The following is an 18,973-nucleotide window of genomic DNA, read 5'->3' as shown; positions in this document are numbered from 1 at the left end:
CAAAATAGGAGGTCAAACTAAACTCATAAAAAATGGCTAAAGAAACTAAGAAATCGCAACCGGCTTTAACGGATGAAGTGGTAATGAATAAAATATATTTAATACGTGGGCAGAAGGTAATGCTCGACCGGGATTTGGCAGAAATGTATGGAGTTGAAACAAGAATTTTAAACCAGGCAGTTAAAAGAAACAGGGAGCGTTTTCCTAAAGATTTTATGTTTCAGTTAAACAATAAAGAATCTGAAAACTTGAAATCACAAATTGTGATTTCAAGTTGGGGTGGCAGCAGAAAGTTGCCTTTTGCATTCACCGAACAAGGCGTGGCCATGCTTTCAAGTGTTTTAAATAGTGCAGTTGCTATACAGGTAAATATTCGCATCATCCGCATCTTTACTAAAATGCGGGAAATGCTCTTAACAAACAAAGACATTTTACTGAAGTTAGAGAAACTTGAAAAAGATGTAACAACCAGTAAACAGGATATTGCAAACATTTTCGAAGCGTTAAAGCAATTATTAACGCCTCCTGCAGAAAAGAGAATAAGGATTGGATTTAAACCTGACGAAGCGTGATAGTTGAATTTAACAGCTTGCAGCTTGTGGCCTGCAGCTAAAAGCTTACAAACATGACTCAAAAAGAATTACATAACCAACGCCTGTTGCGGGAAGCAGAAAGATCGGTATTGCAAATGCATACGCGCCGGCATTTTATTAAAGAAAGCGCTATGGGTTTGGGCGGCCTTGCATTGGCTGCATTGTTTGGATGCGGGAAGAATAATGCATCATCACAAATTGCATTTGATCCGGCACATCCGCTGGCGCCAAAACTGCCGCCATTTCCCGGCAAGGCAAAGAGCGTAATTTACCTGCACATGGCGGGTGCTCCATCACAGCTTGAGCTGTTTGATTATAAGCCCGAGCTAATGAAAATGGATGGCCAGCTTTGCCCGCAATCTTTACTGGAAGGAAAGCGTTTTGCATTCATACGTGGTGTTCCTAAAATGTTAGGCCCGCAGGCAAAGTTTGCACAACACGGTGAGAGCGGCGCCTGGGTTAGCGAAAACATGCCGCACCTCGCATCTATTGTGGATGAAGTAAGCTTTTTAAAAGCAGTTTCAACAGATCAGTTTAACCATGCACCTGCGCAATTGCTCGTTCATACCGGTTCGCCGCGTTTGGGCAGGCCGAGCATTGGCAGTTGGGTTACTTACGGGCTGGGTACCGAAAATGAAAACCTGCCGGGATTTGTTGTATTAACCAGCGGCGGCAGAAACCCCGATGCAGGCAAAAGTGTTTGGGGCAGCGGTTTTCTGCCAAGCGTTTACCAGGGCGTGCAATGCCGCAGCGAAGGCGCACCGGTTTTGTTTTTGAATGATCCTGATGGCATGAGCCGCGATTTGCGCAAGGCAAGTATCGACGCCATTAACCAGGTAAATGCTGAAGAATATAAAGCATATAAAGACCCCGAAATCCTCTCCCGCATTTCGCAATACGAGATGGCGTATAAGATGCAGATATCAGTGCCGGAAGTAATGAATATAAATGATGAGCCGCAATATATTCACGATATGTATGGCACAAAACCCGGCCACGCTTGTTTTGCCAATAATGTGTTGCTGGCAAGAAAGCTGGTTGAAAAAGGTGTTCGTTTTGTGCAGTTATTCGATTGGGGCTGGGACAGCCACGGCACCGATGCCAGCCTTGCTATAGATGTTGGTTTTATTAATAAATGCAGGCAGGTGGATAAATGTATAACTGCATTGATACTCGATTTAAAACAACGCGGTTTGCTTGAAGAAACATTAGTGGTTTGGGGCGGTGAATTTGGCAGAACGCCGATGATGGAAAACCGCGAAGGCAAGCAAAACCCTTTCAAGGGAAGAGACCATCATACCGAAGCATTTACAATATGGATGGCAGGCGCCGGTATAAAAAAAGGTGGCAGTTATGGTGAAACAGATGAGATTGGGTATAGTGCCATAAGCGGCAAGGTAGATACATTTGATATACAGGCTACCATTCTTAACCAGCTTGGTTTTGATCATGAGCAATTCACATACGACTTCCAGGGAAGGCCCTTCCGGCTGACGGACACAAAGGGAAAAGTGATTAATGAGATTCTGGCATAAAAGAAACCAATGTGCATTGATTTAAGAAAAATAATCAATGCGTAACAATACAATACTCAATATTCAATTGTAAGGATCAATTAAGAAAACTATCTGAAGGCTTATAAACGAATTCGAAATAACTTAAATGAAGCGCCGCAAATTCATTCAAACCACCACATCTGCAACAACAGCTTTAATGCTTTCATCGTTGCAAACTTTTGCAACACCATATTCAAAAAATAATATGAATAAAAATTTTCAATTAAAAATTTTAGCCACCAACTGGGGCTTTAACGGAACCATAGATGAGTATTGTGCCAAAGTAAAACAGGAAGGTTATGATGGCATTGAAATATGGTGGCCAACAGAAAAAAAAGACCAGGATGAATTATTTACGGCATTGAAGAAATATAGCCTCGAAGTTGGTTTTTTAACAGCAGGCCATGAGAAAGATTTTAAACAACATTTTGAAAGTTTTACCAACATAATAGGCGCTGCTGTAAGCAATACCATTCAAAAACCTTTATACATAAATTGCCATTCGGGCAGGGATTATTTTTCGTTTGAACAGGGCAAAGCGTTTATTGATCACACAACCGCCTTGCATCAGTCAACCGGTATAAAAATTTGCCATGAAACGCACCGTTCAAGGCTTATGTATTCAGCGCCGGTGGCAAGGCATTATCTTGAAAATATTCCCGGTTTACGTTTTACGCTTGATATATCGCACTGGTGCAACGTGCATGAAACTTTGCTGGAAGACCAGCAGGAAACAGTTGACCTTGTTTTGCCGCGTGTAGATCATGTGCATGCACGCATTGGCCACCAGGAAGGCCCGCAGGTAAACGATCCACGTGCACCGGAATGGAACGATGCAGTTAAAGCGCATTTTGCCTGGTGGGATAAAATTGTTGAAATGAAAAAACAACAGGGCGATACACTTACGGTGCTTACAGAATTTGGGCCGCCGAATTATTTGCCCACTATTCCTTATACACAACAGCCTTTAGCCGATCAGTGGGCAATTAATGTTTATATGATGAAGACGCTGCGGGAGAGGTATGAGAAATAGCTGTGAGCTATTAGCTATGAGCTGCGAGCAGTTAGTTCAAATGAAATATATTAATGCTTAAACTTTTAAAAAATGAGAAATTTTAAAGAACTTAAAATTTGGCAAAAAGGATTTGAAATAGCAGTTGAAACGTACAAATTAACTGAAACGTTTCCTGCAACTGAAAAATTCAGTCTTACACAACAAGCAACAAGATCAGCGGTCTCAATTCCATCAAACATAGCTGAAGGAAGCAGTAGGTTTAGTGAAAAGGACTATAAAAGATTTATAGAAATTTCATTAGGCTCTTCGTTTGAGCTCGAAACACAATTGCTAATTGCAAAAGCAGTAAACTTTGGAAATACAAATATTCTCAATTCTGTTTTAAGCAAAATAGATGAAGAACAAAAAATGCTCATAGCATTTTCAAATAAATTAATTTCCTGAATGTTACGTATAATCAGGCTCGCAGCTCATAGCTAACAGCTCATAGCTTTCTTTATGATCGAATTTCTTGGCCACTTTCATCCACTGCTTGTTCATTTGCCCATTGGCATTTTATTAATTGCTTTATTGCTGCAATGGCTTTCCCGAATAAAGAAATATGAAGTACTTCAACAGGCTGTTCCCGTAATATTATTAACCGGCGCAATTATGGGTTTGTTTTCCTGCATTACCGGTTACCTGCTTTCTATAACCGATGATTATAATGAAAATATTGCAAGTTGGCACATGTGGATGGGTATTGCTACAACACTTGCGGCTTTTGTGTTGTATGCAAAGGAAAAAAATAACCGGTTCAAGGTAAATAAACCGGTATTGTCTGTTGCCCTTTTAATTTTAATAGCATTAACCGGTCATTTGGGCGGATCGCTTACGCATGGCTCTGATTATTTATCCAGGCCTTTTACAAATATTTTTAATGATACAGCTGAATCAATGATTATAAAGCCTATTGCCAATGTGCAGGAGGCACAGGTATATGCGGATGTTATACAGCCCATCTTTCAAACTAAATGTTATTCCTGTCACGGCCCAAACAAACAAAAAGGCAAACTAAGAATGGATGATAGCTTACGATTAATAAAAGGCGGAAAGGATGGTATTGTGATTGAACCGGGTAATGCTGATGAAAGTGAGCTCATTAAAAGAATGCTGCTGCCCGATTACGATGATGACCACATGCCGCCTAAAGAAAAACCGCAACCCACAAAAGAACAATTTGCATTAATACATTGGTGGATTGCAAATGGCGCATCGTTTGATAAAAAAGTAAACCAGCTTCCGCAGGATGATAAAATAAAGCCTGTATTAATTGCTTTGCAAAATGTAAGCCCTGAAATAAAAGTAACATCTGATCTTCCATCTTCACCTGTTGAGCCTGCTGATGCAAATGCTATTGCACAATTGAAAGCAAAAAATATCCTGGTATTGCCGGTTGCTTTAAACAGCAATTACATTACAGTAAGTTTTATTAACGATACAACTGTTGACAATAATGATTTGCAACAGATAACAAACTTCAGCAAGCAACTGGTTTCTTTAAAACTAAGTGGCACAAATATTAATGATGAAGGTTTAAAAACAATTGCGCAATGCACTAACCTCATCAAGTTATTTTTAGATGGAACGCCTGTTACGGATAAAGGATTGAAAAATCTTACAGCGCTCACTAATCTCCGCTATTTAAATCTTGTAAATACAAAAGTTTCGGCACAGGGCATAAGTGAATTAAAGGCCTTGCCTAAATTACAATCAATCTATCTTTATAAAACATTAATTGCAAAGCAGGACTGGCCCGGTTTACAGCAGGCATTTCCCAAAACACAACTTGACAGCGGCGGTTACATTGTGCCTACATTAGTTACAGATACTACAACAGTTAAAGCAAAAGTTCAATATTGAACTATATAACAATATTTTGAAAAATAATCTTTATACTGCATTCAATGTTGTTTATCCAAGATTCAATTTTTAAAATTATATAATACCTCCGCCTGGCAGGATCAGTCAGGCAGCAATGCCCAATATGCAAAGGTTTTACAATTGAACATTGCGTATTGTTTTGTTCCTGCCCGACTGATTCGGTCAGGCGGGGAATATTGAGTATTTTCTTAGATCAACTACATTGATGACACTGCATTAATTATTGTATCATGCAAAATATTATTAGCCATGCAACAACTGCCACGCCGCCTGCAATCAATAGATGTATTCAGGGCCGTCACCATGTTCCTCATGATCTTCGTAAACGATGTGGATGGCGTAAGCAATATTCCTGAATGGATAAAGCATGTTAGCGAGAGCGCGGACGGCTTGGGCTTTGCCGACACTATTTTCCCCTCTTTTCTTTTTATTGTGGGGCTTTCCGTTCCATTTGCATTAAATAAAAGAATGCAATCCGGCGAAAGCAAACAATCCATTATGTGGCACATCATTTTGCGTTCGCTTACACTCATTATTATGGGTTTCTTTCATGTAAACCTTGAAAGTTATAATGAGGAAGCTGCATTGTTACCAATGCCCGTTTGGGAAATATTAATAACGCTTGCCTTTTTTCTTATCTGGCTTGATTATAAAACTATCAGCAAAATAAAACAGCATATTTTACGATCAACCGGTGTTATAATTTTAATATCAATGGCGGTTTTATATAAAGGCGAATCACCGCATGGCATAACATGGATGCAACCGCACTGGTGGGGCATTTTAGGATTGATAGGATGGGCATATTTAACCTGCGCATTAATTTATCTTTTCAGCAATGGCAGGCCAAAATTGTTACTTGCCGCATTTATTTTCTTTCTTATTTATACAACACTTAATCAAACAGAGCTGCTAAAACCTGTTTCAAGCATACTGAAATATTGCTGGTTTTTAAACGGCGGCTCTGAAGTATCATTTATAATGAGCGGCATTATTGTTTCTGTTATTTACCGGCAAAGCAATAGCACCAGCCGGCAACAATTTTTTACTATAATGTTTATTGCAGGTGTTGGTATGATAACACTCGGTTTTTTGTTGAGGCCGTTTGGCGGAATTTCAAAAATACACGGTACACCATCGTGGGTTGGCATTTGCACGGGCATCAGCATTCTTATTTTCAGTTTATTGATTTACCTGATAGATATAAAAGGAAAGACAGATTGGTTTAACATAATAAAACCGGCGGGCACCAGCACTTTAACCTGTTATCTCATACCCTATTTTTTATACTCCTTCATGGTTTTATTTCATATAAAATATCCTGTATTTCTTGCCGAAGGCATTGGTGGTTTGCTGCGCTCTTTTGCCATTGCATTTATTGTGATCTTTATAACAGCTATGCTGGAAAAGAAACACATGCGGTTGAAAATATGATAGGGTAAAGAGAAGTGGATTTGGTTGAATAGTTGATAAGTTGAAATGTGAAGCTCAGTAATAAACCTGCGAATTGTGAACAGTGAACCCATTAATTTCCGCAAAAGCAATTAAATCCATAACAGGCTAAAAAACACGTTTATTGTTAAATTTCTCCTATCATGTAATTTAAACGATTAAATTATGGCATAAATGCCTGTTTTGAAAAGCTAAAGATTACATTTGCCGAAACAACAATTTACATGAAGCTCTTCGTTACGGGATTCCCCAATGATTTTGATGATACCGATTTAAAAGAAATGTTTGAACTATACGGCACTGTAACGTCAGCAAGATTTGTTATGGACCGCAACACCGGCAGGCGAAAGAGCTTTGGCTTTGTAGAAATGCCCGACAGCCTTGAAGCATTGCAAACTATTGAAGCACTTGATGGCGCAGGCATTAAAGGCAAAAAGCTTTCTGTAAAGAAAGCAGAAGAAAGAAGTGAAGGCAGTGGCGGCAGGGATAGTTACAGAAGCAGCAGCCGTGACAATTACAGGAGTGGTGGCAGGGACAATTACAGGAGCAGCCGCGACAGGGATAATGACAGGGACGGAGGTGATTTTAACAGGAGAAGGTTTTAAAAAAATACCTTCCGGTATTCATCGTTAACGCATTAAAAAAAGGCTTGCGGTTTAAAAACCTGCAGGCCTTTTTTAATGCGTAATTAGTTCCATCATACAGAAAATTTACAAAATAAAAAGCCCCGAAAGTGTAAATCTTTCAGGGCTTTCATGAAGACATTTAATACGTTTAAATTCTATGCTTCCAGTATAATATTACTTTTTGTTTTGCCTTCCATCAGTTCAACACTGCGGTTAATAAAGCTGGTGAGTTCTTCACCCTTCAACAAACCCTGAGAAAGCAAAGCTAAGTCTGCAAGATTACGCACCTGCTTATTCAATTTATCTGAATTATCTTCTTTTAATAATTGCTGGTAAATAGAATGATTACCATTAACCGTTAATGTTACTTCATCAGGCATTTGAGCGTAAAAAGAAGCCATGCCGCCGCCAACGCCTGCCATATCTTTCATACGGCGCATAAATTCAGGGCGTGTGGCGACTACCGGCGGTGCATCGGCGCTTAAACCTTTTACATCAACCGTAATATGCGTTTCGCCAATTTGCAAACCAAACCATTCTTTCAGCTTAGCTTCTTCATCTTTGTTTAAAACACTTTCATTGGTTTCCTGTGCATCAATTAAATTATCAACTATATCAGCATCAACCCGCTTAAAAGTCACATTCTCCCATTTCATTTCCATCGTGTTGATGAAAGCCGCATCAACCAGCGTTTCCATCTTCACCACTTTATAACCTTTATTGGCGGCAGCTTTTATATAGCTATCCTGCTGAACAGGATCAGTTGTATAAAGAAGCACCAGCTTGCCATCTTTATTTTTCTGCGATGCTTCTGTTGCAGTCCTGTATTCATCAAGCGTATAGAATTTTTTCACAGACGCATCTTCCATAATAAAGAACTTGTTTGCTTTTTCAAGAAATTTATCATCTGTCATCATTCCATACTTCACAAACAAACCAAGGCTTTCCCATTTTTCTTCAAACTCGCTGCGCTCTTTATTAAAAATCTCTTCAAGTTTATCGGCAACTTTCTTGGTAATGTAAGTGTTTATCTTCTTCACATTCGGGTCGCCCTGCAAATAACTGCGGCTTACATTCAGCGGAATATCAGGGCTGTCAATCACACCATGCAGCAACATTAAAAATTCAGGTACAATATCTTTTACTTCATCAGTTACAAAAACCTGGTTGCTGTATAATTGTATCTTATCTTTTTGGATTTCGTAGCTCTGCTTAATCTTTGGAAAATATAAAACACCGGTAAGGTTAAACGGATAATCTACATTCAAATGAATCCAGAACAAAGGCGTTTCACCAAAAGGATATAATTCTTTATAAAAATTCTGGTAATCCTGCGTGGTTAATTCAGATGGTTTCTTTGTCCATATAGGATTGGTATTATTAATCTGCTTGTCTTCAAAATAAACAGGCACCGGCAAAAAGCGGCAGAATTTTTCAAGAATACCTTTAATGCGGTCTGCTTCTAAAAATTCTTTGCTTTCTTCATTTACATGCAGCACAATGCGGGTGCCCCTCTCCTCTTTTTCCACCTGGTATAATTCATATTCCGGGCTGCCATCGCAACTCCAGTAAACAGCAGGTTCATCTTTAAAACTTTTGGTGAATATCTCCACTTTATCGCTCACCATAAAAGCGCTGTAAAAACCCAAACCAAAATGGCCGATGATATTCGCATCTTTATATTTCTGCAAAAAATCTTCAGCGCTGCTGAAGGCAACCTGGTTAATGTATTTATCCACTTCAGCTTCCGTCATACCAACACCACGATCTATAATGCTTAACGTTTTATCTTCTTTGTTAATCACAATATCAATGCGCAGGTCGCCAAGCTCGCCTTTAAATTCGCCAATAGAAGCAAGTGTTTTTACTTTCTGCGTAGCATCAACGGCGTTGCTTATCAGTTCGCGTAAAAAAATGTCATGATCGCTGTAGAGAAATTTTTTAATGATCGGGAAGATGTTCTCTGTATGAACTCTTATTTGTCCTTTTTGCATTGAAATATATTTTTTATGTAATCAGCCGCAGTAATGCTATTGAGCACGGTTGCGTCGCAACACTTGTACAGCATAGCAATGCGCAGCTTCGGTTTTAAATTCAAGCCTGCAAAACAAAGAAAATACCAGATAAAGAAAAATGACAGGTTGTCAAATATCTTCTAAATTTGCATGCCTGCAAATCAAACATAATGACAACATTTGATACATTACTTATATATTTTGGCGTAGTAGTGCTTGTTTTATTTTTGCTTTACGGAACACAAAGCCACATTATAACCCTTATAGCTGGCTATATAGTTTTTTGCGTATTCTATTTTGACCTCGGCCCTTTTTCTTTTGAATGGACCGCCAGTTCAATGCTGCCGCATTTTAAAGACGCAGGTATTATCTATATTATCTCTTATGCAATAGGTGTGCTTTTTTACAGAATATTTCCCGCAAAAAAACAGGCTGGCGCTGCAACAGCGCCCCGGCAGGAAAACAATTGACCTGTTACCATTTTCCCTCCTGAAAAGAAATAATAAAAAAGCCCGGCAGCGATGGCTGCCAGGCGGTTGCAGTAGTCAACATCATAAGGCTGACATTTATGAATGAGTTTATCTATTAATACGGATAATTCTGTTTATTGATACCCCGAGTTTTGATCAATATTCGGATTGGCCTGTAATTCTGACAAAAGGAATGGGCGCCACCCTGTGATAATCATCATAATTAATTTGCAACGGACCGGGTCAGGCAATTCGTTTGACGGAGACTAACGGTTACTTTCTAACATTACTCAACCAATTTATTCAACACAGTTACTTTTCGAGTTTTATAAGGAAGCCGCCACCCGGCGCCAAATGCATTTGCATATTATCCTTTTTTGTAACGGTTAAACTATCAATTATATAATCTGATGCATAGCGTTCTGCATTCATACCATCTTTACAAATCGTTGCTTTATATTTACTTCCTTCATCCAGAAAATCAAAGTTTACCGGAAGGTCTCTTTCTGACCAATTGCTCATACCGCCAATGTACCAGTTACCATCTTTTTCCCGCGCAGTAATAATGTATTCTCCAACTTTAGCATCGAGGATTATTGTTTGGTCCCACGTGGTTGGAATGCTCCCCCATAGTTCCATGTAAGCGGGTTCAGTAAACCCCTGTGATGGATTGCCCGCAAAAAACTGCATAGGGTTATCGTACACAGCTAACATGGCAAGCTGATGACAGCGTGTGCCCTGGCTCATTACATAACCATTTATGTTCCTGAAATTTTCTTTGGTCATGTTGATCAGCATGCCCGGTTCATAGTCCATCGCCCCCGCTAACATACGCGTAAAAGGCAAAAGCAAATCATGGTCGGGCGAAGGCTTATCGCTCCACATATTATATTCTGAACCAAGTACCGCTTCCCGCGTAACGGCATTGGGATAAGTGCGGTTAAATCCTTTTGGCGGATAAGTGCCATGAAACATAATCATGATTTTATGTTTTGCACATGCTTCAGCAACCCGCTGGTGAAAATCAACAGCTACCTGGTCGTCACGATCAATAAAATCAGTCATGATAAAATCAATACCCCATTTATTAAACTGGTCAAGTGCACTATCAAGCTGCCTGTTTAAGGTGAGCGCCTGTGTCCACACAGCGATTTTTACACCTTGTTTTTTTGCATAGGCAACAAGCGTATCCATATCAATTTCAGGCACTACTTTCAGCAAATCATTATTATCGCTCCATCCTGCATCCATCATGATACGGTCAAAGCCAAACCGCTTTGCAAAATCAATATAGTATTTGTAAGAAGCCGTATTGCGACCGGCTTTAAAGGGAACGTTATATAAGTTGAGATCAATAATCCATTCATCTGTAATATTGCCCGGCTTTATCCAGGAAACATCGGCAACACGGGAGGGTGATGCCAGCCTGTAAACCATATCATTCGAAGGCAAATCTTTATCTTCTTCAGCAATCATTAATACACGCCATGGAAAGGTTCTTGTGCCTTTTGTCCTGGCTATATAATCTGCGCGTTTGGCAACCAAACTTTGAGAATATAAAGCCCAGTTTATTTTTTCTTGCAATGGATAATGTGCAAACACAGCTTTTAAAGAAGCAGTGCCGGCGCCGGTAACAAACATGCCGGGATAATCTTCCAGGTCAGATTCTGTAATGGCAATTTTAGGATTAGATTTTGGCACAATTAATATTGGTGAATACGCGATAGAACTTATAGGAAATTCAGACAGTTTTTTGAAAGTATATACATTTTCAAAAGAAGTCTGAAACATATCGGTGCTATCATTAAAAGGAATTTCCTGGAAGTAACCGGAAGATTCACCGGGAAAATTAAAATCAGCCACTTCATCTTTTATAATAATAGAATCTTTAAAACCCGTTATTATCCTGTAAGCAACACCATCATCATACGCCCGGAATTGCAGCTTAAATGGTTGTTTAAATTTTATTGAAAGTTCATTATAAACGTCTGGTATAATTTTTCTTTTTTCAGGCACCGGCGAAGTAATGGTATCAGATATTTTTTTTACTGATGATGATCTTATTGAATTGTTCAGCGATAATGTTTTTCCATCCTGCAAAATCATATCAATAAATGAAGGCGCAACTATTAGCTGATTGTTATCCCATACGCTGTAAGAAAGTTTTTTATCCATCCAAACCTTCACACAAATTTTACCGGATGGCGAGCAAACCTGCAATGTATCTTTTGCCCATACATTTATAGCGCTAACTATGGTAAATAAAAAAACAGCGAGATAATTTTTGAATTTCATGTATGATATAATTTCTGAAACGTTTTTTAAATACAAATTAAATTAAACCCGGTACTTTGTTCTAACTGAAGCGCCCTGTTAATTTCATCAACTGGTATAGGAATCCGGTACGTTTTTTTTACCGTGGCGCCGTGTTCTTTTACAAATTCGCTGCCGAACATCTTCATAGATAAATTCAATTCTTCTTTATAACACAACGCTGCCATAATATCATTGGTGAAGATAGGTAAGCCGGCGCGATTCCTGGCCACAGGTTGTAAGCATGGGTTCGCAAACATTATCTATATTCCGTCCCAATATTTAATATAAAGTTTTTGTGAAGGAGCTAAATGAATAAACAATTTACTGTGAAGAGTTGTGAAATTCGAAATTGAAGAGGATTGTTATGAATGATATCTTAGGTTTATTTTACGGCTTCGATTCAGAAACAATACATAAGTAATGACGCATGCCAAGATTTCAACGCAGGTATTTTATCATCTTTGTTATACTGCTTTTAATTGAAGTTGTTATTGCACTATTTGCTCATGACAATTTTATAAGGCCCTTCTTTGGAGATTTCCTGGTTGTTATCTTAATCTACTGTTTTATTAAATCATTCTTCAATACGCCCCTGGTAATTACGGCTATTGGCGTGCTGCTGTTTTCATACCTTATAGAAGTGCTTCAATATTTTAATATTGTAAAAATGCTGGGGCTTCAAAACACAAACCTTGCAAGAGTCGTGATTGGAACATCATTTGAATGGACAGACTTAATAGCTTATACATTAGGCATAGGGCTGGTTATTTTGCTTGATAAAAACAAACAGCCGGCATCTACATAAAAACAGGCATATAAATTTTGATACAACCAGAGAGGTTATGTATCAGCATAAACTTCTGCCGCGAAAACACAGATAATAAAAATTATCCGTGTTCGCAGCAGGAAAGAGACAAAAAACCAACGTGTGCCAAGAGATCATTCAAATATTATAAACTCAATCCTGTTTTTAATTATGATTAATTCAACGTTTTTGTGTACCCACATTCCAGAATATAAATGTTCCGCGGTTATTGGAAGTAAGAATATCTACAGCGCCATCATTGTTAAGATCGATTGCCGTAACCTGCGAGCCAACGCCGGAACGGTTATGTATTAATTCAGGCACAAACTCCGCGCCGCCCGGTGCATTTTTATTGCGCACGGTACGGTACCAATACAATACCGGCGGGCCGTAGGCATCGGGATCAAACATATTATCAAGATGCGTGAAAAAGCGCTTGCCAACTATATAATCCATTACGCCATCATTATCAATATCGGCAAACGTGGCGGCGTGGCCCTGGGAAAAGGTAACATCGCCCACGCTTTTTACAGAATAATCATCATTTATTATGTGGCGTTCAAACGAAATATTGCCCGCAGCATCTTTTTTCTGCTCAAACCATGCAAGGCCAAAACCATGAACATTTAAATTGGAAACCACATCGTTCAACCCATCGCCATTGGCGTCATAAACAGCCATAACAGACCCGCCTATATTGGTTGCCCTGTTTTTATAACGGCCAAAGGCAAACGGATGATATTTCCACGTTTTGTCTTTACTTAAAGTTGCAGGTTGTTCCCACCAGCCGGTTGCGCCCAATATATCAGTGCGGCCATCGCCGTTTATATCGCCTGTGCCAATGCCATGTGCCAGGGCATAGCCCTTTTCAGAAACATTATATTCCGTCCAGGTTTTAGAATCAGCTTCAGGCTTGGCATAACGGAACTGCGTTTGCGATGCATACACCAATTCTGGTTTTCCATCATTATCAATATCCGTAAATAGTGTGGTTTCGCTCTGTGTACCGGGTATAGGTGAATACACTTCCCAGCGCCTTGATTCTGTTTTAGGATTAATATATACCGAAGGCGAGCCCCATCCGGTTATAATATCCGGCCAGCCATCCTGGTTTACATCGTAAGTAAATTCATGGTTAACCGCCGTAAATTCCTGCGAAGGGCCTTTTGCCACAGCCGGGTATATTTCTTTTGATTTGGTAAAATCAGGGCCAAAATAAATATAAGGGCCTGCTATAATATCTATGTTGCCATCCTGGTTAAAGTCGGCGGCAGCCGAGCCCCATGAATAATAAAAATCGCTGATGCACTGTACTTTAAACCGCGAAGAAGTTTCTTCTGCAGGTGTGTACCGGATTGAAAGATCTTTATACATTACGTCTTTAAAGCGTACCTCGCCCGGCCCGCTTATATACAAAGCCATCGGGCCAAAACCGGAAATGCCGTAATCACCATCTACTGCACCGCCAACTTCCCTGCCATCGTTTAAGAAACTGCGGATAACATTCGTTTCAAGAAATACTTCAATTTCATTCCAGTCATTTTCCCGGAAACTGGTATTTGGCGGCCTTACAGGTAAATCTGCCGGCGCCGGAGGGCGCTGGGGCATAAAATTGGCCATCCTTCTGCGGGATGTATCCGGCGGCGGCGCCATGCGGTAATTGATACCACCTGCATACCTCAGCTTTGTACGGCTGATTTCTTTGCCGTTAGCATCCAGCATTATGCTGTATGGAGCTATGCTGTCTTTTCTTAAAGAAAGCAATACGCCGCGGTAGCCATTACCGGTTTTTTCTGTGCGGAACAATAACCCTGCTTCGCTATTGCCGGTTGTTTTAAATAAAGCATGAAAAGCAATATCCTGGTAACCACTGTCCATAGCCAGCCATCCACCGGTGGCGCCGGCTTTTACTTCGCCGATTAATTCTCCGTTGCCGGCCTGCCATTTGGCGTTACCCACGGTATGCCAGCCATTAAGCGACGAGCCTTTAAATGTGTGATCGGGCAAAAAGCTCAACCCAAACTCCGACAAAGGTGCATCTGGCGCCTGCTGGGCAGCGCAGGAAAAAGCAACTATAAAAAAGAATGCTAAGCAGATGACAGGTTTCATTGGCAATGATTTTAAATATGATTCAATCATAACAATTCCTTTATTGAATGCCTGCTATTTTTTATCAGGCAATGAAAAAACTATATAAGAACCTTTACTGGTTTCGGGCGTTGAAGATGATGAAGGCGCTTCAGCCGCCGCTTTTTCATCTCCCCTTCCGAACTTAAACGGAGACGAGGCGCACACCACTATGTAATGTTTTCCATTAATTTCATACATAGAAGGGATGCCTTCCGTTCCTGTTGGCAATTCGTAAGACCATAATTCCTTGCCGTTATCAACATCAAAAGCATAAATCTTCCCGTCTTTGCCGGTGCAGAATAAAACGCCTGTGGAGGTAACAATCATACTTTGTCGCTGGGCCCTGAGCATGCCCGTGTTTTTGCCGCCCAGCTTGGCAGCTTCTTTATCGGTACCAATTGGTATTTGCCACTTAACAGTACCCGTATTCAGGTCGTATGCAGTGATAGTTGACCAGGGCGGGCTTACAATATACGGGAACGCCAAACCCCAGCCCGGCGGAATAAAATACCGGTCTGAAGGAGCGTCAATACCGTCAGGATACGGAATGCCATATTCAAGCCCAAAGCTAAATGAAGCTGCCGGCCCTTTAACCACGCGCTGGTTTAGCCCTCCCGGGGCCCCGCCTGAATCTACCACAGGACCGGTAACCTTCATATTGCCCGGCGCACCAAACAACCTGTAATTATAGGGGGTATTAGATGTGATATAATCATACAGGTTTTTTATGTCATCTTCCTTAAGTGTTGCAAAAGCCGGCATTTCGCCCTTGCCGTTATTAACCAAAAACTGAAATTCTTTTACATTCAATTTGCTCTTCAATGTCAGCAACTCGGGGCCAACGCCGCCTTTTTTATCCGCTCCGTGGCAAACCTGGCAGGTAGTTGTATAAATGGACCGCCCGCCGGATACTCTTTCTTTTGCCGCTTTTTCTTCAGCGGAGGGAGGAGAAATTTTAACTACTTTTCCATACACAGAAGGGTAATCTACACTGCGCACAAATACAATCCCTTTATCGGGAATAGCGGCAGTGCTGCCCCAACTGGCGCCACCTACGGCGCCTGGAATGGAAAAGGTTTCCCGCTTCATGGAAACAGGAACAAATAATCCTGTTGGTACCGTATCGAGCCTGGTTTTCCATTCCTTTCTTTCTGAATCTGAAAGGAAATAAGGATTTACATCTGCGGAAGTAATTTTTTGACGGTTAAATGGCGGCACCACTGTTGGAAAAGGCTGAGTAGGCCAGGATTGTTCGCCCGGAATATCGCTTTGCATCACAGGCTTTTCTTCAATAGGCCAGAGCGGCTCTCCTGTTTCGCGGTTAAGTACGAAGAGAAAACCTGTTTTGCTGGCAACGGCAACAGCATCCACTTTTTTACCATCGTGATCTACGGTTATTAATTGCGGCGCTGCGGCCAGGTCGTAATCCCACAGGTCGTGGTGCACCGTTTGAAAATGCCAAAGGCGTTTGCCGGTACGGGCATCCAGTGCTAATATACAGTTGCCAAACAGGTTGCTGCCAATCCTGTCTCCCCCATAATAATCATAAGTGGGAGAACCGAGCGGGTAATAAGCTATTCCCCTTTTTTCATCCACAGTTATTTCGCCCCAGGTGTTTACGCCGCCAATATATTTATAAGCATCTTTTGGCCAGGTGTCATACCCAAATTCGCCCGGCTGGGGAACGGTATGAAACGTCCAGGCTAATTTACCTGTTACAACATCATAAGCTCTTAAATGGCCGGCCGTGGAAACATAATTTTCACCGGGCGCACCACCGAGCAATAATAAATTTTCAAACACTTTCCCGGGTGTATTTGACTGGGCGCGTGATACTGTTTCAGGATCGTAACCTAAGCCTTCCTTCAAATCAACCAGCCCGTTTTTACCGAATGTAAGTATTGACTTTCCTGTGGCAGCATCTATTGCCTGCAGGTAATTATTCATTTGAAATAATAACCGCCGGTCTTTTTTGTCTTTACTCTCCCAGTAATTTATGCCTCTTGATGCAATGCCGCGAAGATTGGCATGTATCCATATTTCTTTGCCCGTTTTTGTGTTCAATGCTACCAGCGAACTATTTTTTGCCAGCACATACATTACGGTATCAATAATGATGGGGTTCCACTGGTAAACGCGGCTATCACCCATAGGATAGGTCCAGGCAACTTCAAGCTGGTTAACATTATCCTTTGTAATGTCGTCTTCAATTACATATTTTGACTGATCGGGGCCTCCTCCATAATCCCTCCATGAAGTGTGCTGGTTTGATTGGGATGAATCACCGCATCCATATATCAATAGCAACAGTAAAATAACTGCACCAGATAGTTTTGTGTAAAAAACAGGTTTCTTTTTCAACATGGCTTAAAAACGTTTTTAAAAAAAGCGGTGTTTCCAGGCGGCTTAGCAACGATCAAATACGCTTTAAAGGCTTCTGAAAATGATCTTCATTTATATTATTTTTTAAAACGTAAAAGACAATATTGCAATATTGTCTTTTACATTCTAAACCTGCTACCTTAATAGCCCGGGTTTTGCACAATTTTACCGTTGCTCAAATTAATTTCTGTTTGAGGAATCGGGAATACTTCGTTTACACCATCTCTAAAGCCTTCGCCTTTGGCTGTATTATATTTAACTGCATAAGCCCTTAATACTTTGCCTGCGCGGCCCTGGCGAACCAGTTCAAAAAACCGCTCATATTCCTGTCCAAATTCCACCCTTTGTTCTTTCCAGATAGCTTGCCTTAAATCGTCTTTATTGGTAGTGGTAACATCGGGTAATACAGCGTTGTTGCCCTGCCTGGCGCGCTGGCGCACTTTATTCAGGTAAAGCAAAGCATCTGATGTTTTGCCAATTTCATTGGCAGCTTCAGCATACCACAGGTACACTTTGCCCAAACGCATATAAATATCGTCCCTGCCAGCCTGCAAAGAACCCTGCACACGCTCGAATTCCGGAACATAATATTTTTTAGTGAGATAACCGGTAGTGCTGTTTCCTACATTGGCTATAAGGCCATCGGGCATTACATCGCCGTTTTTATAAACGGTTTGCCAGAGGCGCGGATCGCCGGGCTCAAACGCATCAACAAAATCCTGGGTAGGCAAATTAAAGCCCCAGCCACTTCTCGCCCGGCTGCCAAAGGTGGTGCCGATGTTATTGTTATTTGCCGGTTGTGCACCCTGGTCATTTAAGAATTTTACCTGGAAGATGTGTTCCTTGCTGGTTTCGCCATCCCTCAAAAACATGGCAAAATAATCGGCGCTTAATTCGTACTCATTAGAAGCTATTACTTTACCAAACCATTCTTCAGCTTTGGCAAAATTACCCATATACAGGTAAGCCTTGCCAAGGTAAGCCTGGGCGGCGCCCTGTGTGGCACGGCCCTGGTCAGCAGCAGGATATTCGCTTGCCTTTGGTAAAACAGCTTCTGCTTCTGTAAGGTCTTTTATTATCTGGTCCCATACCTGCTGTTTGGGAGAACGGGTAAGGTCGTAAGATTCAAATTTTGAAGAAAGCACCAATGGCACATCGCCAAAAGCCTTAACCAGGTTGAAATAATACCATGCCCTTAAAAATTTAGCTTCAGCCACATAGCGTGTTTTTAACGTTTCATCCATAGTAATATTTGGAACGTTTTCCAGCACCTGGTTTGTACGAAGTACGCCCACATACGATATCTGATAAGCGAAACGGGTTGCATCATTATCCGCAGGAATATTAAACAACTGAACCTGTTGTGCATATAGCTGGTCAGAGCCTGATTCGCCGCCTTTTTCTGTATCGTCTGAAGCCACATTTCCCAATACCCAATGCATGTAACCGGGTTGTATATAAGTACAGCACCAGTTATTGCCGGCTGCGGGTGCATAAGCTGCCGTTACTGCTTTCCTGGCATCGTCGGCGGTTACATAGTTTACGTCGGTGCTTAACTGCGCCAATGGGTCTTTATACAAAGTTTTTTTACATGCAATGTATCCGAAGACTAAAATGACTGCTGTTAAACCATATATTAAACGTTTCATACGCTATTACTATTTAGTATATTTTAATAATTTGAGTTTGT

14 protein-coding genes are annotated in these 18,973 nt (G+C 40.8%); 9 read left to right on the top strand and 5 right to left on the bottom strand.

The window, feature by feature from the left end; all coding sequences use genetic code 11:
- Nucleotides 1-32: 32 nt before the first annotated feature.
- From BM015_RS05220 to BM015_RS05190, 7 genes are all read left to right on the top strand, one after another.
- The gene (locus BM015_RS05220; RefSeq protein WP_090655532.1) at nt 33-572 is read left to right on the top strand and encodes an ORF6N domain-containing protein; all 540 of its coding nucleotides are present in this window, start codon (nt 33-35) and stop codon (nt 570-572) included.
- 53 nt (nt 573-625) lie between these two features.
- A complete protein-coding gene (locus BM015_RS05215) occupies nt 626-2,128 on the top strand; it encodes a DUF1501 domain-containing protein (RefSeq protein WP_090655529.1) in 1,503 nt (500 codons plus the stop codon).
- 127 nt (nt 2,129-2,255) lie between these two features.
- Nucleotides 2,256-3,182 carry a sugar phosphate isomerase/epimerase family protein gene (locus BM015_RS05210; protein ID WP_090655527.1) on the top strand — a complete coding sequence of 309 codons (927 nt, stop codon included), beginning with the start codon at nt 2,256-2,258 and terminating at the stop codon, nt 3,180-3,182.
- A 72-nt stretch (nt 3,183-3,254) separates the two neighbouring features.
- On the top strand, nt 3,255-3,608 hold the full coding sequence (locus tag BM015_RS05205) for a four helix bundle protein (RefSeq protein WP_090655524.1): 354 nt from the start codon (nt 3,255-3,257) through the stop codon (nt 3,606-3,608).
- A gap of 54 nt (nt 3,609-3,662) precedes the next feature.
- A complete protein-coding gene (locus tag BM015_RS05200) occupies nt 3,663-5,066 on the top strand; it encodes a c-type cytochrome domain-containing protein (RefSeq protein WP_090655521.1) in 1,404 nt (467 codons plus the stop codon).
- Between the two features lie 270 nt (nt 5,067-5,336).
- Nucleotides 5,337-6,521: a DUF5009 domain-containing protein gene (locus BM015_RS05195; RefSeq protein ID WP_090655519.1), complete on the top strand. Its 1,185-nt coding sequence runs from the start codon at nt 5,337-5,339 to the stop codon at nt 6,519-6,521.
- A gap of 242 nt (nt 6,522-6,763) precedes the next feature.
- Nucleotides 6,764-7,144 (top strand): RNA recognition motif domain-containing protein, encoded by a 381-nt coding sequence (locus BM015_RS05190; protein WP_090655516.1) that lies wholly within the window; start codon nt 6,764-6,766, stop codon nt 7,142-7,144.
- A 176-nt stretch (nt 7,145-7,320) separates the two neighbouring features.
- Here the strand turns inward: BM015_RS05190 and htpG are convergent, their stop codons facing one another.
- Nucleotides 7,321-9,159 (bottom strand): molecular chaperone HtpG, encoded by a 1,839-nt coding sequence (htpG, locus tag BM015_RS05185; RefSeq protein WP_090655513.1) that lies wholly within the window; start codon nt 9,157-9,159, stop codon nt 7,321-7,323.
- Nucleotides 9,160-9,350: 191 nt separating this feature from the next.
- Between htpG and BM015_RS05180 the strand changes: the two genes are divergently transcribed.
- On the top strand, nt 9,351-9,650 hold the full coding sequence (locus BM015_RS05180; RefSeq protein ID WP_090655511.1) for a hypothetical protein: 300 nt from the start codon (nt 9,351-9,353) through the stop codon (nt 9,648-9,650).
- A gap of 312 nt (nt 9,651-9,962) precedes the next feature.
- On the opposite strand, the gene BM015_RS05175 is transcribed toward BM015_RS05180, so the two are convergent.
- On the bottom strand, nt 9,963-11,945 hold the full coding sequence (locus BM015_RS05175) for a glycoside hydrolase family 97 protein (RefSeq protein WP_090656147.1): 1,983 nt from the start codon (nt 11,943-11,945) through the stop codon (nt 9,963-9,965).
- 448 nt (nt 11,946-12,393) lie between these two features.
- Here BM015_RS05175 and BM015_RS05165 point away from each other — a divergent pair, with 448 nt between their 5' ends.
- Nucleotides 12,394-12,771 (top strand): ribosomal maturation YjgA family protein, encoded by a 378-nt coding sequence (locus BM015_RS05165; protein ID WP_090655506.1) that lies wholly within the window; start codon nt 12,394-12,396, stop codon nt 12,769-12,771.
- 180 nt (nt 12,772-12,951) lie between these two features.
- On the opposite strand, the gene BM015_RS05160 is transcribed toward BM015_RS05165, so the two are convergent.
- From BM015_RS05160 to BM015_RS05150, 3 genes are all read right to left on the bottom strand, one after another.
- Nucleotides 12,952-14,880: an FG-GAP-like repeat-containing protein gene (locus tag BM015_RS05160; RefSeq protein WP_177191819.1), complete on the bottom strand. Its 1,929-nt coding sequence runs from the start codon at nt 14,878-14,880 to the stop codon at nt 12,952-12,954.
- Between the two features lie 54 nt (nt 14,881-14,934).
- Nucleotides 14,935-17,265: an outer membrane protein assembly factor BamB family protein gene (locus BM015_RS05155; protein WP_090655500.1), complete on the bottom strand. Its 2,331-nt coding sequence runs from the start codon at nt 17,263-17,265 to the stop codon at nt 14,935-14,937.
- A 158-nt stretch (nt 17,266-17,423) separates the two neighbouring features.
- A complete protein-coding gene (locus tag BM015_RS05150) occupies nt 17,424-18,932 on the bottom strand; it encodes a RagB/SusD family nutrient uptake outer membrane protein (protein WP_090655496.1) in 1,509 nt (502 codons plus the stop codon).
- Between the last annotated feature and the right edge of the window lie 41 nt (nt 18,933-18,973).

It is taken from the genome of Parafilimonas terrae (genome assembly GCF_900115755.1).
GTDB lineage: Bacteria > Bacteroidota > Bacteroidia > Chitinophagales > Chitinophagaceae > Parafilimonas > Parafilimonas terrae.
Note: the sequence above shows the minus strand (reverse complement) of the source record. Positions and strands in the feature narration are given on the sequence as shown.